Annotated in this window: 15 protein-coding genes and 5 pseudogenes; 14 read left to right on the forward strand and 6 right to left on the reverse strand. The window is 68.5% G+C overall.

The annotated features are described in order from the left end of the window. Nucleotides 1-75: 75 nt before the first annotated feature. Together ACHMW8_RS09990 and ACHMW8_RS09995 are read right to left on the reverse strand one after the other, a co-directional pair. Nucleotides 76-1020: a tyrosine recombinase XerC gene (locus ACHMW8_RS09990; RefSeq protein WP_125156920.1), complete on the reverse strand. Its 945-nt coding sequence runs from the start codon at nucleotides 1018-1020 to the stop codon at nucleotides 76-78. Continuing rightward, on the reverse strand, nucleotides 1017-1694 hold the full coding sequence (locus ACHMW8_RS09995) for a DUF484 family protein (RefSeq protein WP_125156919.1): 678 nt from the start codon (nucleotides 1692-1694) through the stop codon (nucleotides 1017-1019). The genes ACHMW8_RS09990 and ACHMW8_RS09995 overlap by 4 nt, the downstream gene beginning before the upstream one ends. Nucleotides 1695-1819: 125 nt before the next feature. Here ACHMW8_RS09995 and ACHMW8_RS10000 point away from each other — a divergent pair, with 125 nt between their 5' ends. Then, complete coding sequence (locus ACHMW8_RS10000) at nucleotides 1820-3979, forward strand: primosomal protein N' (RefSeq protein ID WP_395445446.1); 2160 nt, start codon at nucleotides 1820-1822, stop codon at nucleotides 3977-3979. Nucleotides 3980-4011: 32 nt separating this feature from the next. On the opposite strand, the gene ACHMW8_RS10005 is transcribed toward ACHMW8_RS10000, so the two are convergent. Both ACHMW8_RS10005 and ACHMW8_RS10010 read right to left on the reverse strand, forming a co-directional pair. Beyond that, nucleotides 4012-5592: an MDR family MFS transporter gene (locus ACHMW8_RS10005; protein WP_395445447.1), complete on the reverse strand. Its 1581-nt coding sequence runs from the start codon at nucleotides 5590-5592 to the stop codon at nucleotides 4012-4014. Nucleotides 5593-5666: 74 nt separating this feature from the next. Further along, nucleotides 5667-6455, reverse strand: a complete 789-nt coding sequence (locus tag ACHMW8_RS10010) for a TerC family protein (protein WP_395445448.1) — start codon at nucleotides 6453-6455, stop codon at nucleotides 5667-5669. Nucleotides 6456-6585: 130 nt separating this feature from the next. On the opposite strand from ACHMW8_RS10010, the gene ACHMW8_RS10015 reads away from it, so the two are divergent. From ACHMW8_RS10015 to ACHMW8_RS10040, 6 genes and pseudogenes are all read left to right on the forward strand, one after another. Continuing rightward, nucleotides 6586-7683 carry an acyltransferase family protein gene (locus tag ACHMW8_RS10015; RefSeq protein ID WP_395445449.1) on the forward strand — a complete coding sequence of 366 codons (1098 nt, stop codon included), beginning with the start codon at nucleotides 6586-6588 and terminating at the stop codon, nucleotides 7681-7683. Nucleotides 7684-7750: 67 nt separating this feature from the next. Continuing rightward, nucleotides 7751-8452, forward strand: coding sequence for a CHAP domain-containing protein (locus tag ACHMW8_RS10020; RefSeq protein ID WP_125156914.1), 702 nt, complete (start codon nucleotides 7751-7753; stop codon nucleotides 8450-8452). Nucleotides 8453-8593: 141 nt separating this feature from the next. Continuing rightward, nucleotides 8594-9553 carry a magnesium transporter CorA family protein gene (locus ACHMW8_RS10025; protein ID WP_395445450.1) on the forward strand — a complete coding sequence of 320 codons (960 nt, stop codon included), beginning with the start codon at nucleotides 8594-8596 and terminating at the stop codon, nucleotides 9551-9553. A 122-nt stretch (nucleotides 9554-9675) separates the two neighbouring features. Continuing rightward, nucleotides 9676-10913, forward strand: a pseudogene (locus ACHMW8_RS10030) (pentapeptide repeat-containing protein). A 67-nt stretch (nucleotides 10914-10980) separates the two neighbouring features. Further along, nucleotides 10981-11743: pseudogene (locus ACHMW8_RS10035) on the forward strand (MipA/OmpV family protein). Nucleotides 11744-11818: 75 nt separating this feature from the next. Then, nucleotides 11819-13246, forward strand: coding sequence for an alpha/beta hydrolase (locus ACHMW8_RS10040; protein ID WP_395445451.1), 1428 nt, complete (start codon nucleotides 11819-11821; stop codon nucleotides 13244-13246). A gap of 144 nt (nucleotides 13247-13390) precedes the next feature. Here the strand turns inward: ACHMW8_RS10040 and ACHMW8_RS10045 are convergent, their stop codons facing one another. Next, nucleotides 13391-13522, reverse strand: a complete 132-nt coding sequence (locus ACHMW8_RS10045; protein ID WP_395445452.1) for a hypothetical protein — start codon at nucleotides 13520-13522, stop codon at nucleotides 13391-13393. Between ACHMW8_RS10045 and ACHMW8_RS10050 the strand changes: the two genes are divergently transcribed. Then, nucleotides 13521-14720: an MFS transporter gene (locus ACHMW8_RS10050; RefSeq protein ID WP_199743442.1), complete on the forward strand. Its 1200-nt coding sequence runs from the start codon at nucleotides 13521-13523 to the stop codon at nucleotides 14718-14720. The two genes, ACHMW8_RS10045 and ACHMW8_RS10050, sit on opposite strands and share 2 nt — an antisense overlap. A 126-nt stretch (nucleotides 14721-14846) precedes the next feature. Here the strand turns inward: ACHMW8_RS10050 and ACHMW8_RS10055 are convergent. Beyond that, a pseudogene (locus tag ACHMW8_RS10055) lies at nucleotides 14847-15671 on the reverse strand (LysR substrate-binding domain-containing protein); the annotation flags it as partial. Nucleotides 15672-16064: 393 nt separating this feature from the next. On the opposite strand from ACHMW8_RS10055, the gene ACHMW8_RS10060 reads away from it, so the two are divergent. The 6 genes and pseudogenes from ACHMW8_RS10060 (at nucleotide 16065) to ACHMW8_RS10085 (ending at nucleotide 24117) form a co-directional block, all read left to right on the forward strand. Then, complete coding sequence (locus tag ACHMW8_RS10060) at nucleotides 16065-16157, forward strand: potassium-transporting ATPase subunit F (RefSeq protein ID WP_125156908.1); 93 nt, start codon at nucleotides 16065-16067, stop codon at nucleotides 16155-16157. A gap of 13 nt (nucleotides 16158-16170) precedes the next feature. Beyond that, nucleotides 16171-17880 (forward strand): potassium-transporting ATPase subunit KdpA, encoded by a 1710-nt coding sequence (gene kdpA / locus ACHMW8_RS10065; RefSeq protein ID WP_395445453.1) that lies wholly within the window; start codon nucleotides 16171-16173, stop codon nucleotides 17878-17880. Between the two features lie 107 nt (nucleotides 17881-17987). Next, nucleotides 17988-19980, forward strand: a pseudogene (kdpB, locus tag ACHMW8_RS10070) (potassium-transporting ATPase subunit KdpB). 137 nt (nucleotides 19981-20117) lie between these two features. Further along, nucleotides 20118-20822, forward strand: a complete 705-nt coding sequence (locus ACHMW8_RS10075) for a TorF family putative porin (protein WP_395445454.1) — start codon at nucleotides 20118-20120, stop codon at nucleotides 20820-20822. A 12-nt stretch (nucleotides 20823-20834) separates the two neighbouring features. Continuing rightward, on the forward strand, nucleotides 20835-21413 hold the full coding sequence (kdpC, locus tag ACHMW8_RS10080; protein WP_395445455.1) for a potassium-transporting ATPase subunit KdpC: 579 nt from the start codon (nucleotides 20835-20837) through the stop codon (nucleotides 21411-21413). Further along, nucleotides 21414-24117: pseudogene (locus ACHMW8_RS10085) on the forward strand (DUF4118 domain-containing protein). It abuts the gene before it with no gap. The last annotated feature ends 3 nt before the right edge of the window (nucleotides 24118-24120 follow it).

Genomic DNA, 24120 nt, shown 5'->3' on the forward strand with positions numbered 1-24120 from the left:
CCGCGTAAAATCGGGGTTAATGCCCAGCTTAAATCGAGTTTCGCGACTTTCCGCCGCAGCGGTCGCGCGCGAGGTTCAGGCCTTCGGATGGGCCGCCGCGTAGGCGGCCAGCAGGCCAGCCGCGTCGACCTGGGTGTAGCGCTGCGTCGTCGATAGCGAGGCGTGGCCCAGCAGATCCTGGATGGCCCGCAGGTCAGCGCCCGCGCCCAGCAGATGGGTGGCGAAGGCGTGGCGGAAGGCGTGCGGAGTCACTCTATCGGAGAGGCCGAGACGTCCGCGCAGGGTCTGAACAAGGGCCTGGACGTGGCGCGGCGACAAAGGCCCGCCGCGCTTGGCCCGGAAAAGGGGCTCGTCCGCGGTCAGCACGAACGGCAGCTCGTCCAGATAGACGTCGACGGCGGCGCGGACGGCGTCCAGCACCGGCACGATGCGGGTCTTGCCGCCCTTGCCGGTGATGCGGATGGCCTGCCCTAGCGGGGCCTGGGCGAAAGTGAGGGAGAGCGCCTCGCTGATCCGCAGGCCGCAGCCCCACAGCAGGGTCAGCACCGCTTCGTCGCGAGCGGTCTCCCAGGGCTCGCGCTCGGTGTCTTCGGCGGCCTGCGTGATCAGGTCGCGGGCCTGGTCCTCGGAGACGGGCCGGGGCAGGCCGATCTTCAGGCGCGGGCCGCGCACCAGCTCGACGGCGGCGTTGGCCACGCCGTGGCGCTGGTCCAGATAGCGGTGGAAGGCGCGGATCGACGACAGGGCCTGGCTGATCGAGCGGGGGGCCAGGGCGTCTTCACCCAATTCCCCCTGTCCCTGGCGGCGGAAGGCGAGATAGCCGCGCAGGTCGGCGGCCGAGATCTCGCCCATGGCCGACAGGCTCACCGCCTCGCCCCGATGGCGTTCCAGGAAGTTCAGATAGGCCAGGACGTTGTCGCCATAGGCCCGCACCGTGCGCGGCGAGGCCCGGCGCTCCAGCGTCAGGTAGTCCAGCCAGGCGGCGTAGGCCTGGCGAGCGCTCCCGACGCCCGAGGTCACAACACCGGCCAGCGTTCGGCGGTGCGCTCGACCACGCGGGCCAGGAAGTTGACCAGCTCCGTGCCCATGTCGGGGGTGAAACCTTCCGGGTCGGTCGAGCCGAAGGCCACCAGGGCCTCGCGGCGCGGCTCCCAGATCGCCATGCGGACCAGGGCCATGCTGCGGATGGTCTCGGCCTTGTCGCCGAACAGCGGCAGGGCCGGAGCGAAGAAGCCCATGCGGGCGATCGGCGCCTCGCCCAGGATCATGTCGACCTGACCCTCGGCCAGGACATGCCAGCCGGCCGGCACGCGGTGCGGGCCTTCCAGGGCGATGGTCCCGGCGGCCAGACCGAAGCGCAGCTGGGTCATCTCGTCGACGCGGCGGGCGAGATCGGAATGGTTGCGGGCGTCCAGCAGGTCGATGACCGCCGCGTGGGTCTGGGCCTGGGCCGAGTAGTTGGCGCGGGCGTTTGCCTCGATCGCCTGGCGGACGCTGGCCTCCCGCCTGTGGGCGGCGGCGGCCCGGGCCAGGGCGCGCGGACCGAAGTCGACGACATTGGCCGCGTCCACCCGCAGGCCCAGCTCGCCCAGCAGGTCTTCGTCGTGGCGCAGGAATTCCGGCTGGACGCGCAGGAAGTCGCGCACGCTCTCGGCGTCGACCGGTTTCCTGCTGGCGTTCGTCGCGTCGCTCATCGTCGTCCCCACGGTAAAAAGCACTCCCTCCAGATGAAGCGGGCAAGACGGTTAATGTCCGCTTGATGACGACCTCGTCGGCTGCTCTCGACCTGGGGACGGTTTGGCGGCAAAAGCATGCCGTCATGTCCCGTATCGCCTCCGTTCTGCTGCCGATGCCGTTGCCGGAGGCCTTCGACTACGCCGAGCCGGACGGACTCGATCTGAGCATTGGCGACCATGTGGCCGTGCCCCTGGGGCCGCGCGTGATTCGCGGCGTGGTCGTCGCCCTGCGCGACGGGACGGGCGGCAATCGGCCGCTTAAGGCCATTCAGGGGCGGGTCGACGATCCTCCGCTGCCGCCGGGCGTGCTGGCCTTTATTGCTTGGGCGGCGCGCTATTCGGTGGACCTGCCCGGTTGGCCGCTGGCCATGGCCCTGCGCGGCCTGCGCCATCCGCCGCCCAAGCCCGACAAGGTGCTGGTCGTGACCGGAACCCAGCCCGCCCGCATGACGCCCGCGCGCCTGAAGGTGCTGGCCGCCGCCGAGGGCGTGAAGCTGTCGAGCGCGGCGCTGGCCTCGGCCGCCGGCGTCTCGGCGGGCGTGGTCAAGGGGCTGGTGGACGAGGGCGTGCTGGCGGTCGACTATGTGGAGCCGGAGCGTGGCTTGCCGCAGCCGGACCTTTCCCTGCCGCCGCGCGAACTGAACCCCGGCCAGGCCGCCTGCGTCGCGGTCATGAAAGAGATGCTGGACGCCGGCGGCTTCCAGGCGGCGCTTCTGGATGGGGTCACTGGCTCGGGCAAGACCGAGGTCTATCTGGAGGCGGTCGCGGCCGCGCTGGAGGATCCTGAGGCCCAGATCCTGGTGCTGCTGCCCGAGATCGCCCTGACCCAGGCCGTTCTCGCCCGCTTCGAGCAGCGCTTCGGCGCCCTGCCGGCCGAGTGGCATTCCGGCGTCTCGCCGCCGCGCCGCCGGCAGGTCTGGGAGGCGGTGGCCAGCGGCGACGCCCGCATCGTGGTCGGGGCTCGCTCGGCCCTGTTCCTGCCCTTCCGCAAGCTGCGCCTGATCGTGGTCGACGAAGAGCACGACAGCTCGTTCAAGCAGGAAGAGGGCTTCATCTACCACGCCCGCGACCTGGCCGTGGCGCGGGCCAAGATCGAGGGTGCGTCCGTGCTGCTGGCCTCGGCGACCCCCTCGCTGGAGAGCCTGTTCAACGCCCAGGCCGGCCGTTACCGCTGGCTGCGGCTGTCGGCGCGCCACGGGGCGGCGCAGCTGCCGGACATCGACCTGATCGACATGCGCCAGACGCCGCCGGAGCCCGGCCGCTGGCTGTCGCCGCCGCTGATCAAGGCCATGGCCGTGACGCTGCAGCGCGGCGAACAGGCCATGCTGTTCCTGAACCGGCGGGGCTATGCGCCGCTGGTGCTGTGCAAGGCCTGCGGCGAGAAGATGAAGTCGCCCGACACCGACAGCTGGCTGGTCGAGCACCGCTACACCGGCCGGCTGGTCTGCCACCTGACGGGCTTTTCGATGAAGAAGCCCGAGGCCTGCCCGCACTGCGGGGCCAAGGACTCGCTCGTGTCGATTGGCCCCGGAGTCGAGCGGGTGGAGGAGGAGGCGCGGCACATCTTCTCGGACGCGCGGATCGCGGTGTTCTCGTCCGACACCGTGATGGACGCCGAGGCCGCCAGGACCCTGGTGGCTAGCATGGCGGCGGGCGAGATCGACATTCTCGTCGCCACCCAGGCGGCGGCCAAGGGCCACAACTTCCCGAACCTGACCCTGGTGGGCGTGGTCGACGCCGACCTTTCCTTACGGGGCGGCGACCTGCGGGCCGGGGAGCGGACCTTCCAGCTGCTGGCCCAGGCGGCGGGGCGGGCCGGGCGTCACGAGAAGCCGGGGCGGGCGCTGCTGCAGACCTATTCGCCCGAGCACGCGGTGATGCAGGCCCTGAAGGCCCAGGACCGCGACGCCTTCGTCGAGGCTGAGATGGCCATGCGCCAGGACGCCGGCCTGCCGCCCTATGGACGGCTCGCGGCGGTGATCGCCTCGGGCCCCGACGCCGCGGCCCTGGACGCCTATGTCGACGCCCTGGCCGCGGTGATCCCCAACGCCGAGGGGGTCGAGGTGTTCGGCCCCGCCGACGCGCCGTTGGCTTTGGTGCGCGGCCGCCGCCGCAAGCGGTTCCTGGTCAGGGCCGAGCGCAATGTCGACCTGCAAGGCTTCATGGCCGCCTGGCGGGCGCGGGCGAAGGTCCCGAATTCGGTCCGCGTGGTGATTGATATCGACCCCTACTCGTTCCTGTAGGCGGCTTTCTCTAGCTGTTCGTCGGCTCGGCTTTATCCAGCGTCGGCGCGCCAGACGCCGGCTGGTGCGAGCGCAGGGGGCAGGGCGGGGATGAACAGGATCGTCACCAGACCCGCCAGGATCACGAACAGGGCCGCGACCATCACCCCGCTGACGGCGTTGATCAGCGCGCCTTGCAGCACTGGATCGGCGTGGGCGGCCTGACCGCTGGCGGCGGCCTTCACCGCCATGCCTTCCAGCTTGCCCAGATCCAGGCCCCCGCCGGGCAGGTTGGCCAGGCGCGCGGTCAGCATGGTCCCGGCCAGGGCCGCGCCGACCGTCGAGCCGATCTGCCTGAAGAACTGGTTGGAGCTGGTGGCCACGCCGATGTCGCGCGGGTCGACGGCGTTCTGGGTGGCGATGTTGAACAGGCTCTGGCCGGGACCCAGGCCCAGGCCGACGAAGGCCAGCAGCCCGCAAAGCAGCGGCAGGCTGTGGATCTTCGACAGGTCATGCAGCAGGAACACCGCGACCAGAAGGATGACCGCGCCGCCTAGCATGTAGGGCTTGTACTGGCCGGTCTTGGAGACCAGTTGGCCCGCGACGGTGCTGCCGATGATCAGGCCGGCCATCAGCGGCAGCATGGTCATGCCGCTGACCGTGGCCGGCACGCCCCGGCCCAGCTGCAGGAATAATGGCAGGAACATCACCACGCCCATGAACGCCATGGAGATCAGGAAACCGGCCAGGTTGGCCGTGGTGAACACCTTGTTCTGGAACAGGTGCATCGGCAGGATCGGGTTGGAGACCTTGGTCTCGGCCACCACGAAGGCGGCCAGCGACACGACGGCCAGGGCGAACAGGGAGAGGCTCTGGGGCGAGCGCCAGGCGAAGTTGTGGCCGCCCAGGCTGAGCGCCAGCAGCAGCGGCACGAAGGCGGCGATCAGCAGGGCCGCGCCCAGGAAGTCGATCTTGCCGGCCCGGCGATGCTCCAGCGGCGGCATCTTCACGATGACCATGAACAGCGAGAGCAGGCTCAGCGGCAGGTTGACGTAGAACACCCAGCGCCAGCCGGCGACGGTGTGGGTTCCGACCTGCACCGTGCCATGGTCGGTGAAGTAGCCGCCGATGATCGGCCCCAGCACGCTGGCCAGGCCGAACACCGAGCCGAAGACGCCCGCGAACTTGCCCCGCTCGCGCGGCGGATAGAGGTCGGCGATGATGGCGAAGGCGGTGGTGAACAGCGCGCCGCCACCAATGCCCTGCAGGGCGCGGAACACGATCAGCTGCACCATGCCCGGCATGCCCAGGATGGTCCCGAACTCACCCGCCAGGCCCGACAGCCACGAGCCGGCCAGGAAGATCGAGATGCCGGTTATCAGCACCGGCTTGCGGCCGAAGATGTCGCCCAGCTTGCCCCAGATCGGCACCATCACCGTCGAGGTCAGCAGGTAGGCCGTCGTCACCCACGAATAGAGATTGAGGCCGTTCAGCTCGGAGATGATCCGCGGCATGGCCGTGGAGACGATGGTCTGGTCCAGCGCGCTCAGCAGGAACACGATCATCAGCGCCGCCAGGGTCAGGCGGCGCTCGGCGCCGGAGAAAGCCTGGGGGGTGAAGGTCTGCGAGGTCATCGGGGCCTTGGGAGCGTGATAAGCCGGGTGGCCGACCTATCACGCCCCAGGGCGCGGATGTAGGGGGAGGGGACCTAGTGGTCTTTCTTCGACCCACGCTTGCGGGCCAGCATGTTCAGGCCCTCGACCCCGGCCGAGAAGGCCATGGCGGTATAGATGTAGCCCTTCGGCACGTGGGCGCCGAAGCCTTCAGCGATCAGCACGGTGCCGATCATCAGCAGGAAGCCCAGGGCCAGCATGACCACGGTCGGGTTGTTGTTGATGAAGTTGCCCAGCGGGTCGGCGGCCAGCAGCATGGCGGCCACGGCGATGATCACGGCGGTGACCATGATCGGCAGGTGATCGGTCATGCCGACGGCGGTCAGGATCGAGTCGATCGAGAACACCAGGTCCAGCAGGATGATCTGGAAGATCGCCGCGCCGACGTTGGAGATCACGACGGTGACCTTGTCCTTCTCCAGCACATCGTCGCTCTTGTCCGGATCGACGCTGTGGTGGATCTCCTTGGTCGCCTTCCAGATCAGGAAGACGCCGCCGGCGATCAGGATCAGGTCGCGCCACGAGAAGGCGGTCTCGAAGCCGGGCTCGCCGTGCGAGCCGACGGGGCCAGTGATCCCCAGGTCGAAGACCGGCGCGGTCAGGCCGACGATGAAGGCGATGGTCGACAGCAGGACGAGGCGCATGATCAGCGCCAGCGAGATGCCGATGCGGCGCACCCGCGTGCGGTGCTCGGGCGGCAGCTTGTTTGACAGGATCGAAATGAAGACCAGGTTGTCGATCCCCAGAACCACTTCCATGACCACAAGGGTCACCAGAGCGGCCCAGGCGGCCGGGTCGGCGACCAGGTTAAGGAGTTCGTTCATTGGTCCTCTCTAAGGTTATCGGCCAGGCCGTCGTTTCGCGTACGCATACATGTAACACAGCGAGATGGGCGGGTAACGCTGATCTTTCCACCGTGGGGGCGGAAGGATGGGCCCTTAAGGATCGCTGTGGATGCAGGACGCCGCCCACATTAAGCCCCTGACCGCGCTGCGGTTCTTCGCCGCCTTCTGGGTGGTGCTGTACCACTATTGGCCCAAGCTGGACGTCGCCTTCACACCCGCGATCGCCCAGAAGGGCTATCTGGGGGTCGAGGCGTTCTTCATCCTGTCGGGCTTCATTCTCTGCCACGTCTATCTGCGCGGTTTCGGCGAGGGGCGGTTCCGCTATGGCGACTTCCTGTGGAACCGGCTGGCGCGGGTCTATCCGCTGCACCTGGCCACCCTGGTCGGCGTCGGGGCCATGGCGTTCGCCGGGACCATGGCGGGCCTGAACGTCGATCCAAACATCCTGTCCTGGAAATCACTGCCGGCGAACCTGCTGCTGGTCCATGCCTGGGGCTTCGCGCCGGTGGCCGGCTGGAACCACGCCTCGTGGTCGATCTCGGCCGAGTGGTTCACCTATCTGAGCTTCCCGGCCTTCGCCTTCGCGGCGTGGAAGCTGCGCGAGCGGCCCGTGGTCGCGGTGCTGGGCGCCCTGGCGGTGATCGCCGGGCTCTATCCGACCTTCCAGGCCCTGGCCGGCTTTTCGCTGACCGACGCCACCATCGAATGGGGCGCTCTGCGCATCGTGCCCTGCTTCGCCTTCGGCTGCGCCCTGCACGCCCTGTGGCGTTCGGACCGATTCCCGACCCGACTCGGCGGCTACGGCGCCGCTTTATCGGGCATGGCTGCGCTTGCGGCGATCCAGTTTTCCGCACCCGATCCGGTGATCGTCATGCTTCTGGGCGGGCTTATTTTCATGCTCGCGACCCTCGCGAAGGGTGGTTTCGAGTTTGCTGGACAGTCAGTCTTCGTCTATCTCGGCGAGATCAGCTACTCGACATACATGATCTGCATCCCGTGGAAAATCCTGGCGATCAATGTAGCGACCAAGCTGTTCAATATCGGTGGCGACAAGCTGCCGCCCCTGGTCTGGATCTTGATTGTCGGCGCGCTGATCCCGCTGTCGGCGATCTCCTACCATTTCATAGAGAGCCCGTGTCGGGAGTGGATGAAGTCTCTGGCCGCGAGTCGCAAACAGCGCCGCTTGGCGCTCGCGGGCGCGGCATAAACACTCTTTTCACCAGTCTCTGGCAGGGTTATCCCTTAGCCCAGTGACGCGGGGGAGTACCCACAGCATGACGAAACGGACCAGGGCCCTTCTGGGTTCCCTGCTCGCTGCCGCCATGATCAGCTTTGCGCCGGTAGCGGCCAATGCTGACGGTTATTGGCAATGCGTGCCGTTCGCCCGTCTGATGTCGGGTATCCAGATTTTCGGCGACGCCCGCACGTGGTGGTCGCAAGCCGCCGGCAAGTACGACACGGGCTCGGTCCCGAAGATCGGATCGGTTCTCTCCTTCAAGCCTACCGCCCGCATGAACCTCGGCCACGTGGCCTTCGTCAGCCAGGTGCTCACCGACCGGGTCATCCAGGTCACCCACGCCAACTGGTCGATCATCGAGGGCGATCGCGGCCAGATCGAAAAGGACGTCACCGTCGTCGACGTCTCGCCCAATGGCGACTGGACCCAGGTGAAGGTCTGGTACGACCCGATCCGTGACCTCGGCTCCAGCGTCTATCCGACCAACGGCTTCATCTATCAGGACGCCCAGGCGACGAAGATCGCCATGGCCACCAGCAAGATCGCCATGGCTCAGAACGCGGTGGTCTCGGCCGCCAAGCAGGCCGCCAACCAGGTCGCCAACTCGGTTCGCTCTTCGCCGCTGGACATCATCGGCCAGGCCGCGGACTCGACCGATCGTATCGCCGCCCTGATCGAGGCCGCCGCCGGCGGTGGTTCGTCGAGCGACACGAGCAACAAGCAGAACGCGCCCCGCTGATCGTGAGCACGTTGACCTAGAGCGCGGGCCGGGGCACACCCGGCCCGCAGCGCGTTAGGCGAAGGCGTACTCGGTTTTCGCCGTTAAAACGCGCGTCTGATAGGGCAAGCCTGCCCATGGGCAGGCTTGGGGGACGCGCCCATGCTTAGAATCCTCCGTCACGGCGCTCCGGGCTTCGAATCCGGCGGTCTGTCGCCCGACTGGCGGGTGCCGTCCGACGCCGTCTGGATCGAACTGGTCGACCCCACCCGCGCCGAGGAAGTCGCCGTCGAGCAGTCGATCGGCCTCCTGTTGCCCACCCGCGAGGAGATGGCCGAGATCGAGGCCTCCTCGCGCCTCTACCAGGAGGATGGCGGCACGTTCATGACCGCCACCGTCCTGATCAACGCCGATGGCGACCTGCCGACCGCCGCCCCCGTCACCTTCGTGCTGGCCGGCGCGCGCCTGATCACCATTCGCTATGTCGAGCCCAAGGCGTTCTCGGTGTTCGCCGCCCAGGCCGAGCGTCAGCCCAGCCTGTGCCCCAATGGCCTGCAGACGTTCCTGGGCCTGCTGGACGCCATCGTCGACCGCACCGCCGACATCCTCGAGCGCACCGCCGCCGAGGTCGAGGTGCAATCGCGGGCCATCTTCAGCCGCCCGCGCGGCGCGGCGTTCGAGAGCATCCTCAACCGTTTGGGCCGGGCCCAGAACGTCAATTCCAAGGCCCGCGACAGCCTGGTCAGCCTGGCCCGCCTGCTCAGCTTCGCGGCCCTGGCCGACCAGTTCGAAGGCTCCAAGGAACTGCGCGATCACCTCAAATCGCTGCAGCGCGACGTCCAGTCGATCACCGACCACTCCAGCTACGTAGCCAGCAACATCACCTTCCTGCTCGACGCGGCCCTGGGTCTGATCAACATCGAGCAGAACTCGATCTTCAAGGTGTTCTCAGTGTTCTCGGTGATGTTCCTGCCCCCGACCCTGGTGGCCGGGATCTACGGCATGAACTTCGTCCACATGCCCGAACTGAACTGGCTGGAAGGCTATCCGATGGCCATCGGCATGATGATCATGGCCGCCGTCGCGCCGCTGCTGTGGTTCCGCCGCAAGGGCTGGCTGTAGATTTCGCGCGTCCCCCGCGACAATTCACCGCGCTCTAAACGATGGCTTAAAGCTGATCTGGCAGGTTGGGCGACGGTTCCCAGTTCCCCGCGTATCCGCCAGAGAGCGCTCTTCGACCGCCCATGCCCGCCGCCGCGTCTTCACGCCCGAGCCTGATCCGCAACCTGCACGCCTCCGTGGTGCGCGAGGTGCTGGAGGCTCATGCGCGCTACATGAAAGGCCTGCCCAAGGGCCGCCGGGCGGTGCTGCAGTACGTCAACCTGAACAATTACGAGCTGGACGGGGTCGATCTCTCGGAGGCCGACCTGACCGGGGCGCTGCTGGGCGGGGCCTCGCTGCGGCGGGCCAAGCTGACCCGCGCCACGCTGTATGGGACCGACCTGCGCGACTCCGATCTGCGGGACGCGGATCTTTCCCGCTGCGACATGCGCGGGGCCTGCCTGCGCGGGGCCAATCTCGGCGGGGCCAATCTCTCCGGCTGCGATCTGCGCGAGGGCGTCACCGCCGTGCAGGACGACGAGAAGGGCCTGCGGATCCTGGAGCATTCCAAGCGGCCGGGCGAGCTGGACTACGCCATGCTGCAGGGCGCCAACCTCAACGGCGCGCAGATGTCCGGCGCCTTCGCGCGGCAGGCCGACTTCACCGACGCCGATCTCTCGAACGTCACCCTGAGGGCGCCAAGCTGACGAACGCGGTCATGGACGGCGCGGACCTGTCGGGCGCCAACCTGCACAATGCCGAGATGTCCAAGGTCTCGCTGCGTCGGGCCATCATGGTGGGGGTCGACGTCAGCGGCGCGGACCTGACCGACGCCGACATGACCGAGGTGCTGCGCGCCCCGCCGCCGATCATCTATGTCGACGACCTGCCCCTCAACGAGGTGCTGGAGAGCCACGAGTTGTTCTGCAAGTCCGACGGCCGCGACGGCAAGGCGGCCAAGGCCGCCGAGGTCGACTTCCGCCCCTTGCGCCGCCTGAAGGATCGCCGTCTTTCCGGCCTGTTCGCGCCCCGGGCGGTGTTCTTCGGCATGGACCTGGACGGCGCCCAGCTGCAGGGCGCGAACCTGGCCGGCGCGGACCTGCGGGGCGCCAAGCTTCGCGGGGCCGATCTGCGCGGCGCGCGTCTGGTCGACGCCCAGCTGAGCCGCGCAGATCTCACTGGCGCCAAGCTCGGCCCGCTGAAGATCGCCGAGGACCGGGTCATCCGCACCGATTTGACCCGCGCCGTGCTGCGAGGGGCCAATCTGAAGGGCGTCAGCGCGCCTCGGGCCCGGTTCATCGAGGCCGACTTCAGCCGCGCCCGCCTTGACGGCGCGGACCTGACCGGCGCCGAACTGCCGTCGGGTTTCGGCGGCGTCTAAGCATCTGTCTTCGCGTTGAGGTCGTATCTGTGTCGATGATCGGACGCGGCATTCTATAGGAGGCAGTATGATCCATGTCCTGACGCCAATCGCGCTGCTCTGCGTGCTGACCGCCGTGAGCCTCGCCACCAAGGCCAGCGCCCAGGATCGCGCGCCTGACCGGACCGTCGTCGGCGGGGCGGTGATCTACGCGCCAGCTTACCAGGGCGCCAAGGACTACCGCGTTCTGCCGTTCCCGGTGATTGACCTGAAGTATGGCCGGTTCTTCGCCGGTTCGCGCCGGGGGATCGGCGCCAACCTGGTCGACGGCGACACTGTGGATGTCGGGGCCGGTGTGACCTTCGTGCCAGGCTACCGCCGCCGTGACGCGCCGGCCGGCATCGGCCGGGTGTCGGGCGGCACCGGGGCGCGGATCTCCGCCGACGTAAAGGCCGGCAGGGTCATGGCCAGTCTGGACGCGACCAAGGTTCTCTCCGGCGACCTCGACGGCGTCCTGGTCGACGCGACCTTGGCCATGCCGCTGCGGCCGTCCGGACGCCTGACCTTGATCCCCCAGCGTTTCGACCACCTGGGCCGATGGCGCCTATAACCGCAGCTATTTCGGGATCAGCGCCAGCCAGGCGGCGGCCTCGGGCCTCCCGGCCTATCGCCCCGGCGGCGGGATCAAGGACGTTTCAGTTTCGCTGACCGCCAGCTATCGTCTGACCGATCGGGTCAGCCTGGGCGCGACCGGCTCGGTCACCAAGCTGACTGGCGACGCCAGGGAGAGCCCGATCGTCTTTGACCCGATCCAGCCCTCGGCGGTGCTGTCGGCCGCCTACCGGTTCTAGCGGACGGCCGCATGTTGAAGCCTTGCGGTGAGCATTAACCTTGGTGTTGATGCACGAAAGCCGTGGGAGTCTTCGATGTCGCGTTTGTCCTGGATCGCCGCCGCTGGCGCCTTCGCCCTGGCGGCTATCACCGGATCAGCTCACGCGGCCGCGCCGACGTTCGAGAAGACCGCCTGCGCCGGCGACTACAAGGCCACCGGCCTGAAGGTCGACTGTGGCAATCTGGTCGTCGACGAGACGCGCGGCGATCCCGGGACCCGCCGCATCAAGGTGGCGGTCGCCATCGTTCACGCCAGCGAGCCCAAGGCCGGCCTGCCGCCGGTGATCTATCTGCACGGCGGCCCGGGCGGTTCGGCCCTGAAGGGCCTGCCGCGCCTGCTGGCCAGCAAGGCCTCGCGCGAGTTCGTCGCGCTCGACCAGGACTGGGTGTTCATCGACCAGCGCGGCGGCGGCCAGTCCGTCCCCAATCTCGACTGCCCGGGAACGCACCTGACCGACGCCGGGCCGCCGACCGATCAGGACGCGCGAGCCGTCGTCGCCTGCCTGAAGGGTTTCCAGGCCAAGGGCGTGAACATCGCGCGCTACAACGCCGTCGAGGTGGCTAAGGACGTCCAGGACCTCCGCCAACTGCTGGGCTTCAAGCAGATCGACCTGTTCGGCGGCTCCTACGGCACCCGCATCGAGGCCGCCATCCAGGCTCATCAGCCGCAGGGCGTGCGCGCGGTGGTCCAGGATTCGCCCTGGCCGCCCGAGGCCGACTGGACCGTCGGCGGGCCGGCCATGGTCTCCAACTCGATCGACATCGTCATGGCCAAGTGCGCGGTCGTGGCCGAGTGCGCCAAGCGTTATCCCGACCTGAAGGCCAAGCTGGCCGTGGTCGCCGAGCGCTGGCTGGCCGGCCCCCAGACGATCAACGGCAAGACCTACGCCGCCGACGACCTGGGCGGCTGGCTGATGGACGCCAGCTACTTCACCGCCGGCGTGCTGCCGCGCGACCTGTGGAAGGTGATCCAGGGCGACGTCGCCCCGGTCGCCGACTTCGTCGAGAGCCGCGACTACTACAGCGAGGGCCAGTTCATGACCCACCTGTGCAAGGAAGAGATCCCATTCGAAAGTCGGGCTGACGTCGCCAAGGGCACGGAGAACGATCCGATCGCCCGCCTGATGGTGGCGCCAATGCAGCGCATCCACGATGTCTGCAAGGCGATCGACGTCGGCCCGATCTCCAAGGCCGAGCAGGAGCCGGTCAAGACCGCGATCCCGACCCTGTTCCTGGCCGCCGAGATCGATCCCGGTTGCCCGCCCGAACTGACCAAGGCCGCCGCCAAGGGCTACGAGGGTTCGCAGGTGGTGATCGTCACCAACGCCACCCACGGCGTCAGCCGCGCTAGCCCCTGTACGCGCAAGATGATCCGGTCGTTCTTCCAAGATCCGACCAAACCGGTCGACCGGAGCTGCCTGCCGGCGGCCGACACGCCGATGGCGTTCACGTACACGGGGTAGATTTCCCGCCCCTTGGTGGCATGTGCGCCGATCCCACCGCGGCCAAAGGCGGGGGTGCGGTCGCCATGTCCGCGTCGCGCCTGGGCAGGACTGGCCGCATCGATTTTTGCGTAGCACGCAAAGCAGAGCGGCAAATTCGTCCAATTATTTTCGTTCCGGCTCGACGCTAAATAGTGCGGCAGGCTTCTTGCCGGAGACGGCGCTCGCCGCGGCGCGCGTCTCGCCCTTCAATCCTAGACGCCAGGCGCCGGCTTCCGGCGCGAGGAACGCGATCATGTCCGCAGACGCTCCCAACGCACCGGCCCGCAAAGGCCTGTCATCCTCGATGACCTTCGCGATGTCCGCCGCCGCCGGCGTCGCCGTCGCCAACATCTACTACAACCAGCCCATGCTGGGGCTGATCGAACAGGATCTCCCTGGCCCTTTGACCGGTCTGATCCCGACCGCCACCCAGCTGGGCTACGCCGCCGGCCTCTTCCTGCTGGTTCCGCTGGGCGACATCATCGATCGCCGAAAGCAGATCGGCGTCCAGTTCGTCGTCCTGGCGCTGGCTCTGGTGCTGGCGGCCCTCGCGCCCAGCGCGGCCCTGGTCGTGGTGGCGTCCCTGGCGGTGGGCCTGGCCTCGACGGTCGCCCAGCAGATCGTACCCTTCGCCGCGCATCTTTCCTCGCCGGAAAAGCGCGGGGCGACGGTGGGAACGGTGCTCTCGGGCATCCTCACCGGCATCCTGCTCAGCCGCACGCTCGCCGGCTTCGTGGCCACGCGCTTTGGGTGGCGCGAGATGTTCTGGCTCGGCGCGCCGATGGCCCTGATCGCCGGAGCGGTCATGTTCATGACGCTGCCGCGCGTGGCGCCCGACTCCAAGCTCGGCTATGGCAAGCTCCTGGCCTCGATCGGCGACCTCTGGAAAGAGTTTCCCGCCCTGCGCCTGGCCGCCTTCACCCAGGCCCTGATCTTCGCGGCCTTCACGGTGTTCTGGACGGTGCTGGCCTTCCGGCTGCAGTCGCCCGCCTACCGTCTGGGCGCGGATGTCGCCGGCCTCTTCGGCGTCGTCGGCGCGGTGGGCATCTTCGCCGCCCCCCTTGCCGGCCGGTTCGCCGACCGGCGCGGCCCCAAGCCGGTGGTCATGCTCGCCTCGATCCTGATCCTGGTCTCCTGGGCGCTGTTTGGCGTCTGGACCTCGGTGGCGGGACTGGTCGTGGGCGTGATCGTGCTCGACTTCGCCATGCAGTCGGCCCTGGTTTCCAACCAGCACATCGCCTTCGCCCTGCGTCCCGAGGCGCGCGCGCGTCTCAACACCGTGCTGATGGGCTCGATGTTCCTGGGCGGCGCCTTCGGCTCGGCGGCCGGCTCGGCGGCCTGGCAAGCGGGCGGATGGACCGCCGTGACGGCGCTGGGGGGCGCCCTCGGCGTCCTGAGCACCGCCCTGCAGGCGCTTGATTTCAGCCGCCGCGCCCGCGCGACGCAGGCCTAGCCAGAGGGGATGTCTTCGGCGCCCCGGCGCCGGAGCGTCCCGATCCCAATAGGCCGGCGCGCCAATGTGGCGCGCCAGGGCGTCCAGGAAGCAGGCGACCTTCTTCACGCCGCGACGGTTCGGCGGATAGCAGGCCCAGATCGCGCCTTCCTCGGCGCTCGGGCTGGCCGTCCAGTCGTCGAGGATCGGAACCAGAGCCCCCGTGGCGATATCGCCGCCGATCAGCCAGGTCGGCAGCAGGGCAAGGCCGACGCCGCCGAGCGCGGCTTCCCGCAAGACCTCCGATCCGCTGGAGCGCAGAGGACCCTTGACGGTCACCTTCTCGCGCTCGCCGCCCCGCGCCAGGGTCCAGGTGCTGTCGCCGTTGAAGTACTCGTAGACGAGGCAGCTGTGACTCATCAGGTCGGATGGCGTGCGCGGCGCGTCATGCTCGGCGAGATAGGCGGGGCTGGCGCAGACCGCCCGCCGATGCGGCGCGAGCTTGCGGGCGATCAGACTGGAGGCGCTCATCGCGCCGAGCCGCACGGCCACGTCGATACGGTCCTCGACGAGATTGCTGATGGCGTCGGTGGCCATCACTTCCAGGCGCAGCTCGGGATACCGCCGCAGGAAGGCGGGCAACATCGGGGCGACGTGGAGCCGCCCGAACGCGACGGGCGCTGTCAGCCGCAGGAGCCCGCTCGGCGGCCCGCCGCGCTCGCTCACCGTGCGGTCGGCGTTGTCGAGGTCATCGAGGATTCTGCGGGCCTCGTTGAGGTAGAGGGCGCCGGCGTCGGTCAGGGTGACGTTGCGGGTCGACCGATTGAGGAGCAACGCCCCCAGGTGCTTCTCGAGCGCGTTGACCTGCCGTGTCAGGGAGGAGGGCGCCACGCCCAATCGTCGGGCGGCTGGCGCGAAGCCGCCATGGTCGACGACCGTGACGAAGGCGCTGAGGGTCGCGAACCTGTCCATGTCCCACCTTTGCGTCAGTCGCAAGCAAGATTCCGATATTGGCCTGATCGCACGCGAATTTGTCCATAATGATCGGGTTTCTTTCCAGAGGGCGCTGACCTCCGGTCGGTAGGGCCCCTGGCGCTCCAGGCCCCTTCAGCATCCCGCCGACGGCCGTGAGCGCTCCATACGAAGTCAGACGGTTTGGCGGGATCGGCATGAGCCGGCGCAAGTCCCCGGCCTTTATGCGGCGCTTATGCGCGGCTCCAGATTCCCGAATGGAGCCCTTACGCGCCTCCATGGTCTGTTCCGCGCAACTTAGCAGGAGGCTGTCATGGCCGATCTTATCTTCCTGGCGCTGGGGACGGGGCTGTTCGTGGCCTTCGCCGCCTTCGCCGCCGCGTTGAGGCGCCTATGACCATGCTGGTGAGCGCGCTTTGGGGAGCCGGGGCGATCGTCGTCGCGGTCTACATGGTCGTGGCGATGCTGCGGCCGGACAAGTTCTGACGGATCACATCCCATGAATTGGCAAGGTTGGGCGGAAATCGCCCTGACGCTCGGCTTGGCGGTCGCGATCGGCTGGCCGCTGGGCGTCTATATGTCTCGCGTCTGGAACGGCGAGCGCACTTGGCTCGACCCGGTAATGCGGCCGGTCGAGAGGTTCTTCTATGCCGCGTGCGGGGTGGACGCGAAGAAGAACCAGACCTGGTGGAGCTACGCCGGCGCGCTGCTGGCGTTCAACCTTTTCGGCTTTCTCTTCGTCTACGCGGTGCTTCGCCTGCAGGGCGTGCTGCCGCTGAACCCGCAAGGCTTTCCGGGTCTGTCGGAGCACCTGTCGTTCAACACGGCGATCAGTTTCGTCACCAACACCAACTGGCAGAGCTATGGGGGCGAGACGACCATGTCGACGCTCAGCCAGATGCTGGTGCTGACGACCCAGAACTTCGTTTCCGCCGCCACCGGCGCGACCGTGGCCGCCGCGCTTGCTCGCGCCTTCACGGCCAACCGCGGCGAGGGCGTCGGCAATTTCTGGGCCGACCTGGTCCGCACCACGCTCTATGTGCTGCTGCCGATCTCGTTCGTCGTGGCCGTGCTGCTGGTCGCCCTGGGCCTGCCCCAGACCCTGTCGGCGGGCGTGATCGCCCACACCATGGAAGGCGCCGAGCAGAAGATCTCGCTCTACGCCGTGGCGTCGCAGGAAGCCATCAAGATGCTGGGCATCAACGGCGGCGGCGTCTTCAACGTCAATTCGGCGCACCCGTTCGAGAACCCGACGCCGCTGACCAACCTGATCACGGCGATCTCCATCAACGTGCTGGGCTGGGCGGCCTTCTTCGCCTTCGGCCGCTCGGTCCTGGCCAAGAAGGACGTCCGCGCCCTGGTCCTGGCGGCCGCCGTGCTGCTGTTCGCCGGCGCGGCGACGATCTACGCCACCGAGACCATGACCCCGCCGGCCCAACAGGCCGCCGGCGTGGAGACCGCCGTCAACATGGAAGGCAAGGAAGTGCGCTTTGGCGCGCCGGCCACAGCCGCCTGGGCCGCCGCCACGACCGGCGCCTCGAACGGTTCGGTCAACGGCATGCACTCCAGCCTGATGCCGCTGGGCGGCGGCATGGCGATGTTCCTGATGCACCTGGGTGAGATCCTGCCGGGCGGCATCGGCTCGGGCATCGCGGTCATGGTGGTCATGGCCATCCTTTCGGTCTTCGTCGCCGGTCTGATGGTCGGTCGCACGCCGGAGTACCTGGGCAAGAAGATCGAAGCCCGCGAAGTGCAGTTGTCGATCCTGGCCGTCCTGGCCATCCCGGTCGCCACCTTGGGCTTCTCGGCCATCGCCGCGGTGCTGCCCGAGGCGCTGAAGGGCCTGATGCACAGCGGTCCCCACGGAATGTCGGAGATCCTCTACGCCTACACCTCGGCCACGGCCAACAACGGCTCGGCCTTCGCCGGTCTGACCGCCAACGCGCCCTGGTGGGACGCCACCCTCGGCGTGGCCATGGCTCTGGGCCGCTTCCTGCCGATCGTGGCCATCCTGGCCATGGCGGGCTCACTGGTCGCCAAGCCCAAGCTGGCGCCGTCGGCCGGGACCCTGCCGACGCACGGCGGCCTGTTCGTCGGCCTGCTGGTCGGGGTGATCCTGATCCTGGGCGGCCTGCAATTCTTCCCTGCTTTGGCCCTCGGTCCGATCGTCGAGCACTTCCAAGTGCTCGCCGTGACCGCCGGCCACTAATCGCAAAGGCGATTACATCATGACCACCATTGAATCCCCATGGGGAACGGCGCCGGGAGGGCCGGCGCAAGGCCGGCGCCCTGGCGGGCGGGCTCTCTCCGGCCATCATGACCCGGGCGGCCAAGGACGCCTTCGTCAAGCTGGACCCGCGCAAGTTGACCGGCAATCCGGTGATCTTCGCCACCTGGATCGTGGCTTTGCTGTCGACGGTCTCTGCCGTCGCGGCGGTCGCCAGCCATCAATCCGCCGGCTTCGCCATTCAGATCGCCGGCTGGCTATGGGCCACCGTGCTATTCGCCAACCTGGCCGAAAGCGTCGCCGAGGGCCGGGGCAAGGCCGCGGCCGACAGCCTGCGCGCCACCCGGGTCACTACCAACGCCAAGCTGATCACCGACGAAGCCACCGGCGCCGTCACCCCGACCCCGGCCCACAAGCTGGTCCCCGGTTCGCTGATCCTGATCGAGGCCGGCGACGTCGTCCCGACCGATGGCGAAATCGTCGAAGGCATGGCCAGCGTCAACGAGGCCGCCATCACCGGCGAGAGCGCGCCGGTCATCCGCGAAAGCGGCGGCGATCGCTCGGCCGTCACCGGCGGCACCACGGTGGTCTCGGACTGGATCAAGGTCCGTGTCACCGCCCAGCCGGGCTCGACGTTCCTGGACCGCATGATCGCCATGGTCGAGGGCGCGGACCGTCGCAAGACGCCGAATGAGATCGCCCTGGCCGTGCTGCTCGCGGGCCTGACCCTGATCTTCCTGATCGCGGTCGTCACCCTGCTGGGCCTGGGCAAGTTCTCGGGCGTCAATCTGGACCCGATCGTGCTGGGCGCGCTGTTCATCACGCTGATCCCGACCACGATCGGCGGTCTGCTGTCCGCCGTCGGCATCGCCGGCATGGACCGGCTGATGAAGCACAACGTGCTAGCCACCTCGGGCCGCGCCGTGGAGGCCGCTGGCGACGTCGACACCCTGCTGCTGGACAAGACCGGCACCATCACCTTCGGCAACCGCATGGCCACCGAAGTGATCGCCGCCCCCGGCGTGCGTCCGGAAGCAGCGCTGCGCGCCGCCATCAGCGCCTCGCTGGCCGACGAAACCCCGGAAGGCCGCTCGATCGTCGAACTGGGCCGCAACCAGGGGATCGTCATCGAGGCGCCGCAGAACGCCACGTCGATCGCCTTCAGCGCCACCACCCGCCAGTCGGGCCTGGACGCCAATGGCATGTCCTGGCGCAAGGGCGCGGTCGACGCGGTCTATCGGAGCCTGGCGCTGGATCCGAAGATGGTTCCGGCGGAGGTCACCGCCGCCGTCGATCGCATCGCCCGCTCGGGCGGCACGCCGCTGGCCGTCAGCGAGAATGGCGTCCTGGTCGGGGTCATCCACCTGAAGGACGTGGTCAAGCCGAACGTCAAGGAACGCTTCGCCGACCTGCGCCGCATGGGCCTGCGCACCGTGATGATCACCGGCGACAATCCGGTCACCGCGGCGGCCATCGCCTCCGAGGCCGGCGTCGACGACTTCCTGGCCGAGGCCACGCCGGAGGACAAGCTGCGGCTGATCCGGGAAGAGCAGGGCAAGGGACGCCTGGTGGCCATGTGCGGCGACGGCGCCAACGACGCCCCCGCCCTGGCCCAGGCCGACGTCGGCGTGGCCATGCAGACCGGCGCCCAGGCCGCGCGCGAGGCCGGCAACATGGTCGATCTCGACAGCGACCCGACCAAGGTCATCGAGATCGTCGAGGTCGGCAAGCAGATGCTGATCACCCGCGGCGCCCTGACCACCTTCTCCATCGCCAACGACGTGGCCAAGTACTTCGCCATCATCCCGGCGATGTTCGTGGTCTCGCTGCCGGCGCTCGGCGCCCTGAACGTGATGAAGCTGCACAGCCCGCAGAGCGCGATCCTGTCGGCGGTGATCTTCAACGCCCTGGTGATCGTCGCTCTGATCCCCCCTGGCCCTGAAGGGCGTGAAGTATCGCGCCATCGGCGCGGGCAAGCTCCTGTCGCGCAACCTGATGGTCTACGGCCTGGGTGGCCTCGTGGCCCCGTTCGCCGGCATCAAGCTGATCGACCTGATCGTCTCGACCCTGGGATGGGCCTGATGCGCGGCCCGATCGTCCCAAATCCAATGGTCAGGGACCTGATCTTCGGGATCGTGGCGATCGGGCTGGTTTTCCTGGCGGCTTACGCCTCCGCGTAGCCTCAACACACTCTATCCTGTTCTGAAAGAACGACTGCCATGACGAAGTTTGCTTTCCCCGCCCTGATCGCCGCCACCGGCGCCCTGGCCCTCTCGGCCGGAGGCGCCTCGGCCCAGGACGCGGCTCAGAAGCCCTTCACCCTCAGCTACAATGTCGGCGCCGCCTCGGACTACGTGTTCCGCGGTGTCTCGCAGACCCAGGAAGATCCGCAGGTGTTCGGCGGTGTCGATCTGGCCGCCGGCAAGTTCTACGCCGGGACCTGGGCTTCTAACGTCGACTTCGGGGACAAGACCGATGCAGAGGTCGACCTCTACGCCGGCTACAAGCCGACCCTGGGCGCGGCCTCGCTGGATTTCGGCGTGATCTATTACGGTTATGTCGGCGCGCCGAAGGGCGCCGACTACGGCAATGTCGAGTTCAAGGCCGCCGGCTCGATCCCGGCCGGCAAGGGCGCCCTGGGCGCGGCCGTGTTCTACAGCCCCGACAGCTTCGGCGCGGCCGACGAGGCCGTCTATTACGAGCTCAACGGCAGCTATCCGGTGGTCGACAAGCTGTCGGTCTCGGCCGCCGTTGGCCGCCAGACCTACAAGGGCTCGGGCGATTACACGACCTGGAACGTCGGCGCGGCCTACGCCCTGAACAGCACGCTGACGCTCGACCTGCGCTACCACGACACCGACGAACACAGCTTCGGCAAGATCTACGGCAGCCGCGCCGTGATCTCGCTGAAGGCCGCCTTCTAAGGAGACGCCATCATGCTCTCGCATCTTCGTCCGGCCATCGTCTCCAGCGTCCTGTTCATGGGACTGCTGGGCCTGGCCTACCCCCTGGCCGTGACCGGGGTGGCCCAGGCGGCGTTCCCGGCCCAGGCCAACGGCAGCCTAGTCAAGGACGCCAAGGGGACGGTGATCGGTTCCTCTCTGATCGCCCAGGGTTTCGCCAAGCCCGAATATCTGCACCCGCGTCCCTCCGCGGCCGGCAACGGCTATGACGCCTCGGCGTCCAGCGGCTCCAACATGGGCCCGCTGAACGACAAGCTGATCGAGCGCGAGAAGACCGACGCCGCGGCGCTGCGGGTCGAAAACCCCGGCGTGGCGATCCCGGCCGACGCGGTCACCACCTCGGGCTCGGGCCTGGATCCGGACGTCTCGCCGGCCAACGCCCGGTTCCAGGCTCCGCGTGTCGCCAAGGCCCGCGGCGTGCCCGTCGGCGAGGTCCTGGCCGTGATTGACGCCCACACCAAAGCGCCGCTACTGGGCTTTATCGGCCAGCCGGCGGTGAACGTGCTGGCCGTCAACCGGGCGCTCGACGCGCGTTTCCCGAAGGACGGTTAGTTGCCGACCGAGGATCGCTCCCACACCGAACCTGGGCGTCCCGATCCCGAGGCGCTCCTGGCCGCCGCCAACAAGGCGGGCCGGGGCGCCTCAAGGTGTTTCTGGGCATGGCCCCGGGCGTGGGCAAGACCTACGAGATGCTGCGCGCGGCTCGCCGCCGCAAGGCCGAGGGCGTCGACGTCCTGATCGGCGTCGTCGAGACCCACGGACGACGCGAAACCGAGAGCCTGTTGCGAGGCATGGACGTCCTGCCGCGCAAGCCGATCGAGCATCGCGGCCGCGCCTATCTGGAGTTCGATATCGACGCGGCCCTGGCTCGCAAGCCCAAGGTGCTGCTGGTCGACGAGTACGCCCATTCCAACGCGCCGGGCTCGCGTCACCCCAAGCGCTGGCAGGACGTCGAGGAACTGCTGGCCGCGGGGATCGATGTCTGGACCACCCTGAACGTCCAGCACCTGGAGAGCCTGGTCGACGTCGTTCTGCGCATCACCGGCGTGCAGCAGCGCGAGACGGTGCCCGACAGCGCCCTGTCGCGGGCCGACGACATCGAACTGGTGGACATCACGCCCGACGAACTGCGCGAGCGGATGGCGGCGGGCAAGGTCTATGTGCCCGAGACCGCGCGCCTGGCGGCCGACAACTTCTTCAAGGTCGAGAACCTCACCGCCCTGCGCGAACTGGCCCTGCGGCGCGCGGCCCAGACCGTCGACGACCAACTGGTCGCCGCCATGCGCGAGAAGGGCGTTCGAGGGGCCCTGGGCGGCGGGCGAGCGGATTTCTGGTGCTGGTCAGCGGCGACCCGATGTCCAACACGCTCGTGCGGGCCGGCCGCCGGCTCTCCGACATGATGATGGACGCGCCGTGGACCGTGGCCCACGTCGAGCGCACCGACCGCGCCCCGCCGCCGGCGCGCTGGAGCGCGCGCCTGCGCGAGGCGCTCAAGCTCGCCGAGCAGCTTGGCGGGCTCACGGTGGCGTTGAACGGCCATGACATCGTCGCCACGGTCATGGCCTACGCGCGGCGCAACAACGTCACCCAGATCGTCATCGGCAAGACCGTAGAGCGCAACTGGCGCGAACGACTGGGGCGCTCCCTCGCCGCCGCCCTGCTGCGCGAGGCCAGGGGCGCGGCGATCCACGTCGTCACCGAGGCCGTCCGCGATACGACGGATGTCCCTGCGGTCAAGAGGGAGCCTTTCGCCTGGGACAACTGGAAGGCCTATCTGACCGGCGCGGGTTTTGTGGCCATCGCCACGCTCGCGGCCTGGGGATTGGACACGGCTTTCGACCGCGTGGACCTGGGGATGATCTTCCTGGCCGCCGTCCTGGCGGCGGGCGTGCTGCATGGCCTGAGGCCAGCCCTGGCGGCGGCGACGGTGGCGTTCCTCGTCTACAACTATTTCTTCCTCGCGCCGCGCTACAGCTTCCAGATCGGGGCGCCGACGGATTTCCTGACGCTCTTCGTGTTCTGGGCCGTGGCCTTGGCGACCGGCGGCTTGGCGGGGCGGGTGCGGGATCAGGCGCGAGGCTCGCAACGCCGCGCCGCCGCCGTCTCCACCCTCCTAGCCGCCGCCCGCACCCTGTCGGGCGCTTCCGCGCGGGAGCCCGTGGCGCGCGCGCTCGCCGAACAGGTCGCCGCCGCCGCCGGCGCGCGCGCCATCGTCCTGCTGTCGCGCGACGGCGAACTGGAACCCGCCGCCGGGGCGCCGAGCCTCGAGCCGCTGCAGGCCGCGCCCATGGCTGCGGCGCGTTGGGCGTGGGAGAAGGGCGAGGCCGCCGGCGCCGGCACCAGCACCTTGCCGCACACGGCCTGGACCTTCTGGCCCATGCAGGGCGCGCGCGGCCGGATCGGTGTCGCCGGTGTTGAGGCGGGGGCGATGGCTTCGGGATCCGACGAGGAGCGTCTGGTCCTGGGCCTCCTCGACCAGGGCGCCACCGCCTTGGAGCGCGCCGAGCTCGCCGCCGAGGCCGTCGAGACAGAAAGCCTTCGGCGCGCCGATCGTTTCCGCTCGGCCTTGCTCAGCTCGATAAGCCACGATCTTCGCACCCCACTCTCGACCGTGCTGGGCGCGTCCTCGACCCTGCTGAGCTACGGCAAGGCGATGGATTCCGATACGCGCGACGACCTCCTGGTCAGCATCGGCGAGGAGGCCGAACGTCTCAATCGTTATGTCGGCAACCTTCTCGACATGACGCGGCTCGAGGGCGGCGCCCTGCGCCTGCGGACCGACTGGATCGACGTGCGCGACGTCCTGGCGGCCGCCGCCGAACGGGTCTCGCGACGTCTTGGCGGTCGCGCCTTGACCCGGGACTTTCCGACCGACCTAACGCTTGTCCAGGCCGACGCCAGCCTGCTCGAGCAGGTGGTGGTCAATATCCTCGAGAACGCCATCGCCTACAGCCCGCCAGGGGCTGCGATCGAGATGGCCGCCTACGAGGACCGGGGCAATGTCGTGATCAGCATCGAGGACGAGGGCAGGGGCATCCCGCCGGCCGAGCTCGAACGCGTCTTCGACAAGTTTCAGCGCCTGGAAGAACCCACCGATCGCACCCAGGGGGTGGGCCTGGGGCTCTCCATCGCCAAGGGGTTCATCGACGCGATGGGCGGCCGCATCGCCGCCGCCAGTCCCATTCACGACGGGAAGGGCACACGGATGCTGATCAGCCTGCCCAAGGCCATGCCTACCCATCACAATCTGCTGTGAGAC

Source organism: Caulobacter sp. UC70_42 (assembly GCF_044056025.1).
In the GTDB taxonomy this organism is placed as follows: domain Bacteria; phylum Pseudomonadota; class Alphaproteobacteria; order Caulobacterales; family Caulobacteraceae; genus Caulobacter.

Bases quoted from the DNA above. Each gene is read 5' to 3' on its own strand.
- ACHMW8_RS10060 (WP_125156908.1), top strand. From the start codon at position 16,065: ATGACCATGCTGGTGAGCGCGCTTTGGGGAGCCGGGGCGATCGTCGTC.
- ACHMW8_RS10010 (WP_395445448.1), bottom strand. From the start codon at position 6,455: ATGAACGAACTCCTTAACCTGGTCGCCGACCCGGCCGCCTGGGCCGCT.
- kdpC (WP_395445455.1), top strand. From the start codon at position 20,835: ATGCTCTCGCATCTTCGTCCGGCCATCGTCTCCAGCGTCCTGTTCATG.
- ACHMW8_RS10040 (WP_395445451.1), top strand. From the start codon at position 11,819: ATGTCGCGTTTGTCCTGGATCGCCGCCGCTGGCGCCTTCGCCCTGGCG.
- ACHMW8_RS10005 (WP_395445447.1), bottom strand. From the start codon at position 5,592: ATGACCTCGCAGACCTTCACCCCCCAGGCTTTCTCCGGCGCCGAGCGC.
- ACHMW8_RS10045 (WP_395445452.1), bottom strand. From the start codon at position 13,522: ATGATCGCGTTCCTCGCGCCGGAAGCCGGCGCCTGGCGTCTAGGATTG.
- ACHMW8_RS10050 (WP_199743442.1), top strand. From the start codon at position 13,521: ATGTCCGCAGACGCTCCCAACGCACCGGCCCGCAAAGGCCTGTCATCC.
- kdpA (WP_395445453.1), top strand. From the start codon at position 16,171: ATGAATTGGCAAGGTTGGGCGGAAATCGCCCTGACGCTCGGCTTGGCG.
- ACHMW8_RS10015 (WP_395445449.1), top strand. From the start codon at position 6,586: ATGCAGGACGCCGCCCACATTAAGCCCCTGACCGCGCTGCGGTTCTTC.
- ACHMW8_RS09995 (WP_125156919.1), bottom strand. From the start codon at position 1,694: ATGAGCGACGCGACGAACGCCAGCAGGAAACCGGTCGACGCCGAGAGC.
- ACHMW8_RS10075 (WP_395445454.1), top strand. From the start codon at position 20,118: ATGACGAAGTTTGCTTTCCCCGCCCTGATCGCCGCCACCGGCGCCCTG.
- ACHMW8_RS10000 (WP_395445446.1), top strand. From the start codon at position 1,820: ATGTCCCGTATCGCCTCCGTTCTGCTGCCGATGCCGTTGCCGGAGGCC.
- ACHMW8_RS10025 (WP_395445450.1), top strand. From the start codon at position 8,594: ATGCTTAGAATCCTCCGTCACGGCGCTCCGGGCTTCGAATCCGGCGGT.
- ACHMW8_RS10020 (WP_125156914.1), top strand. From the start codon at position 7,751: ATGACGAAACGGACCAGGGCCCTTCTGGGTTCCCTGCTCGCTGCCGCC.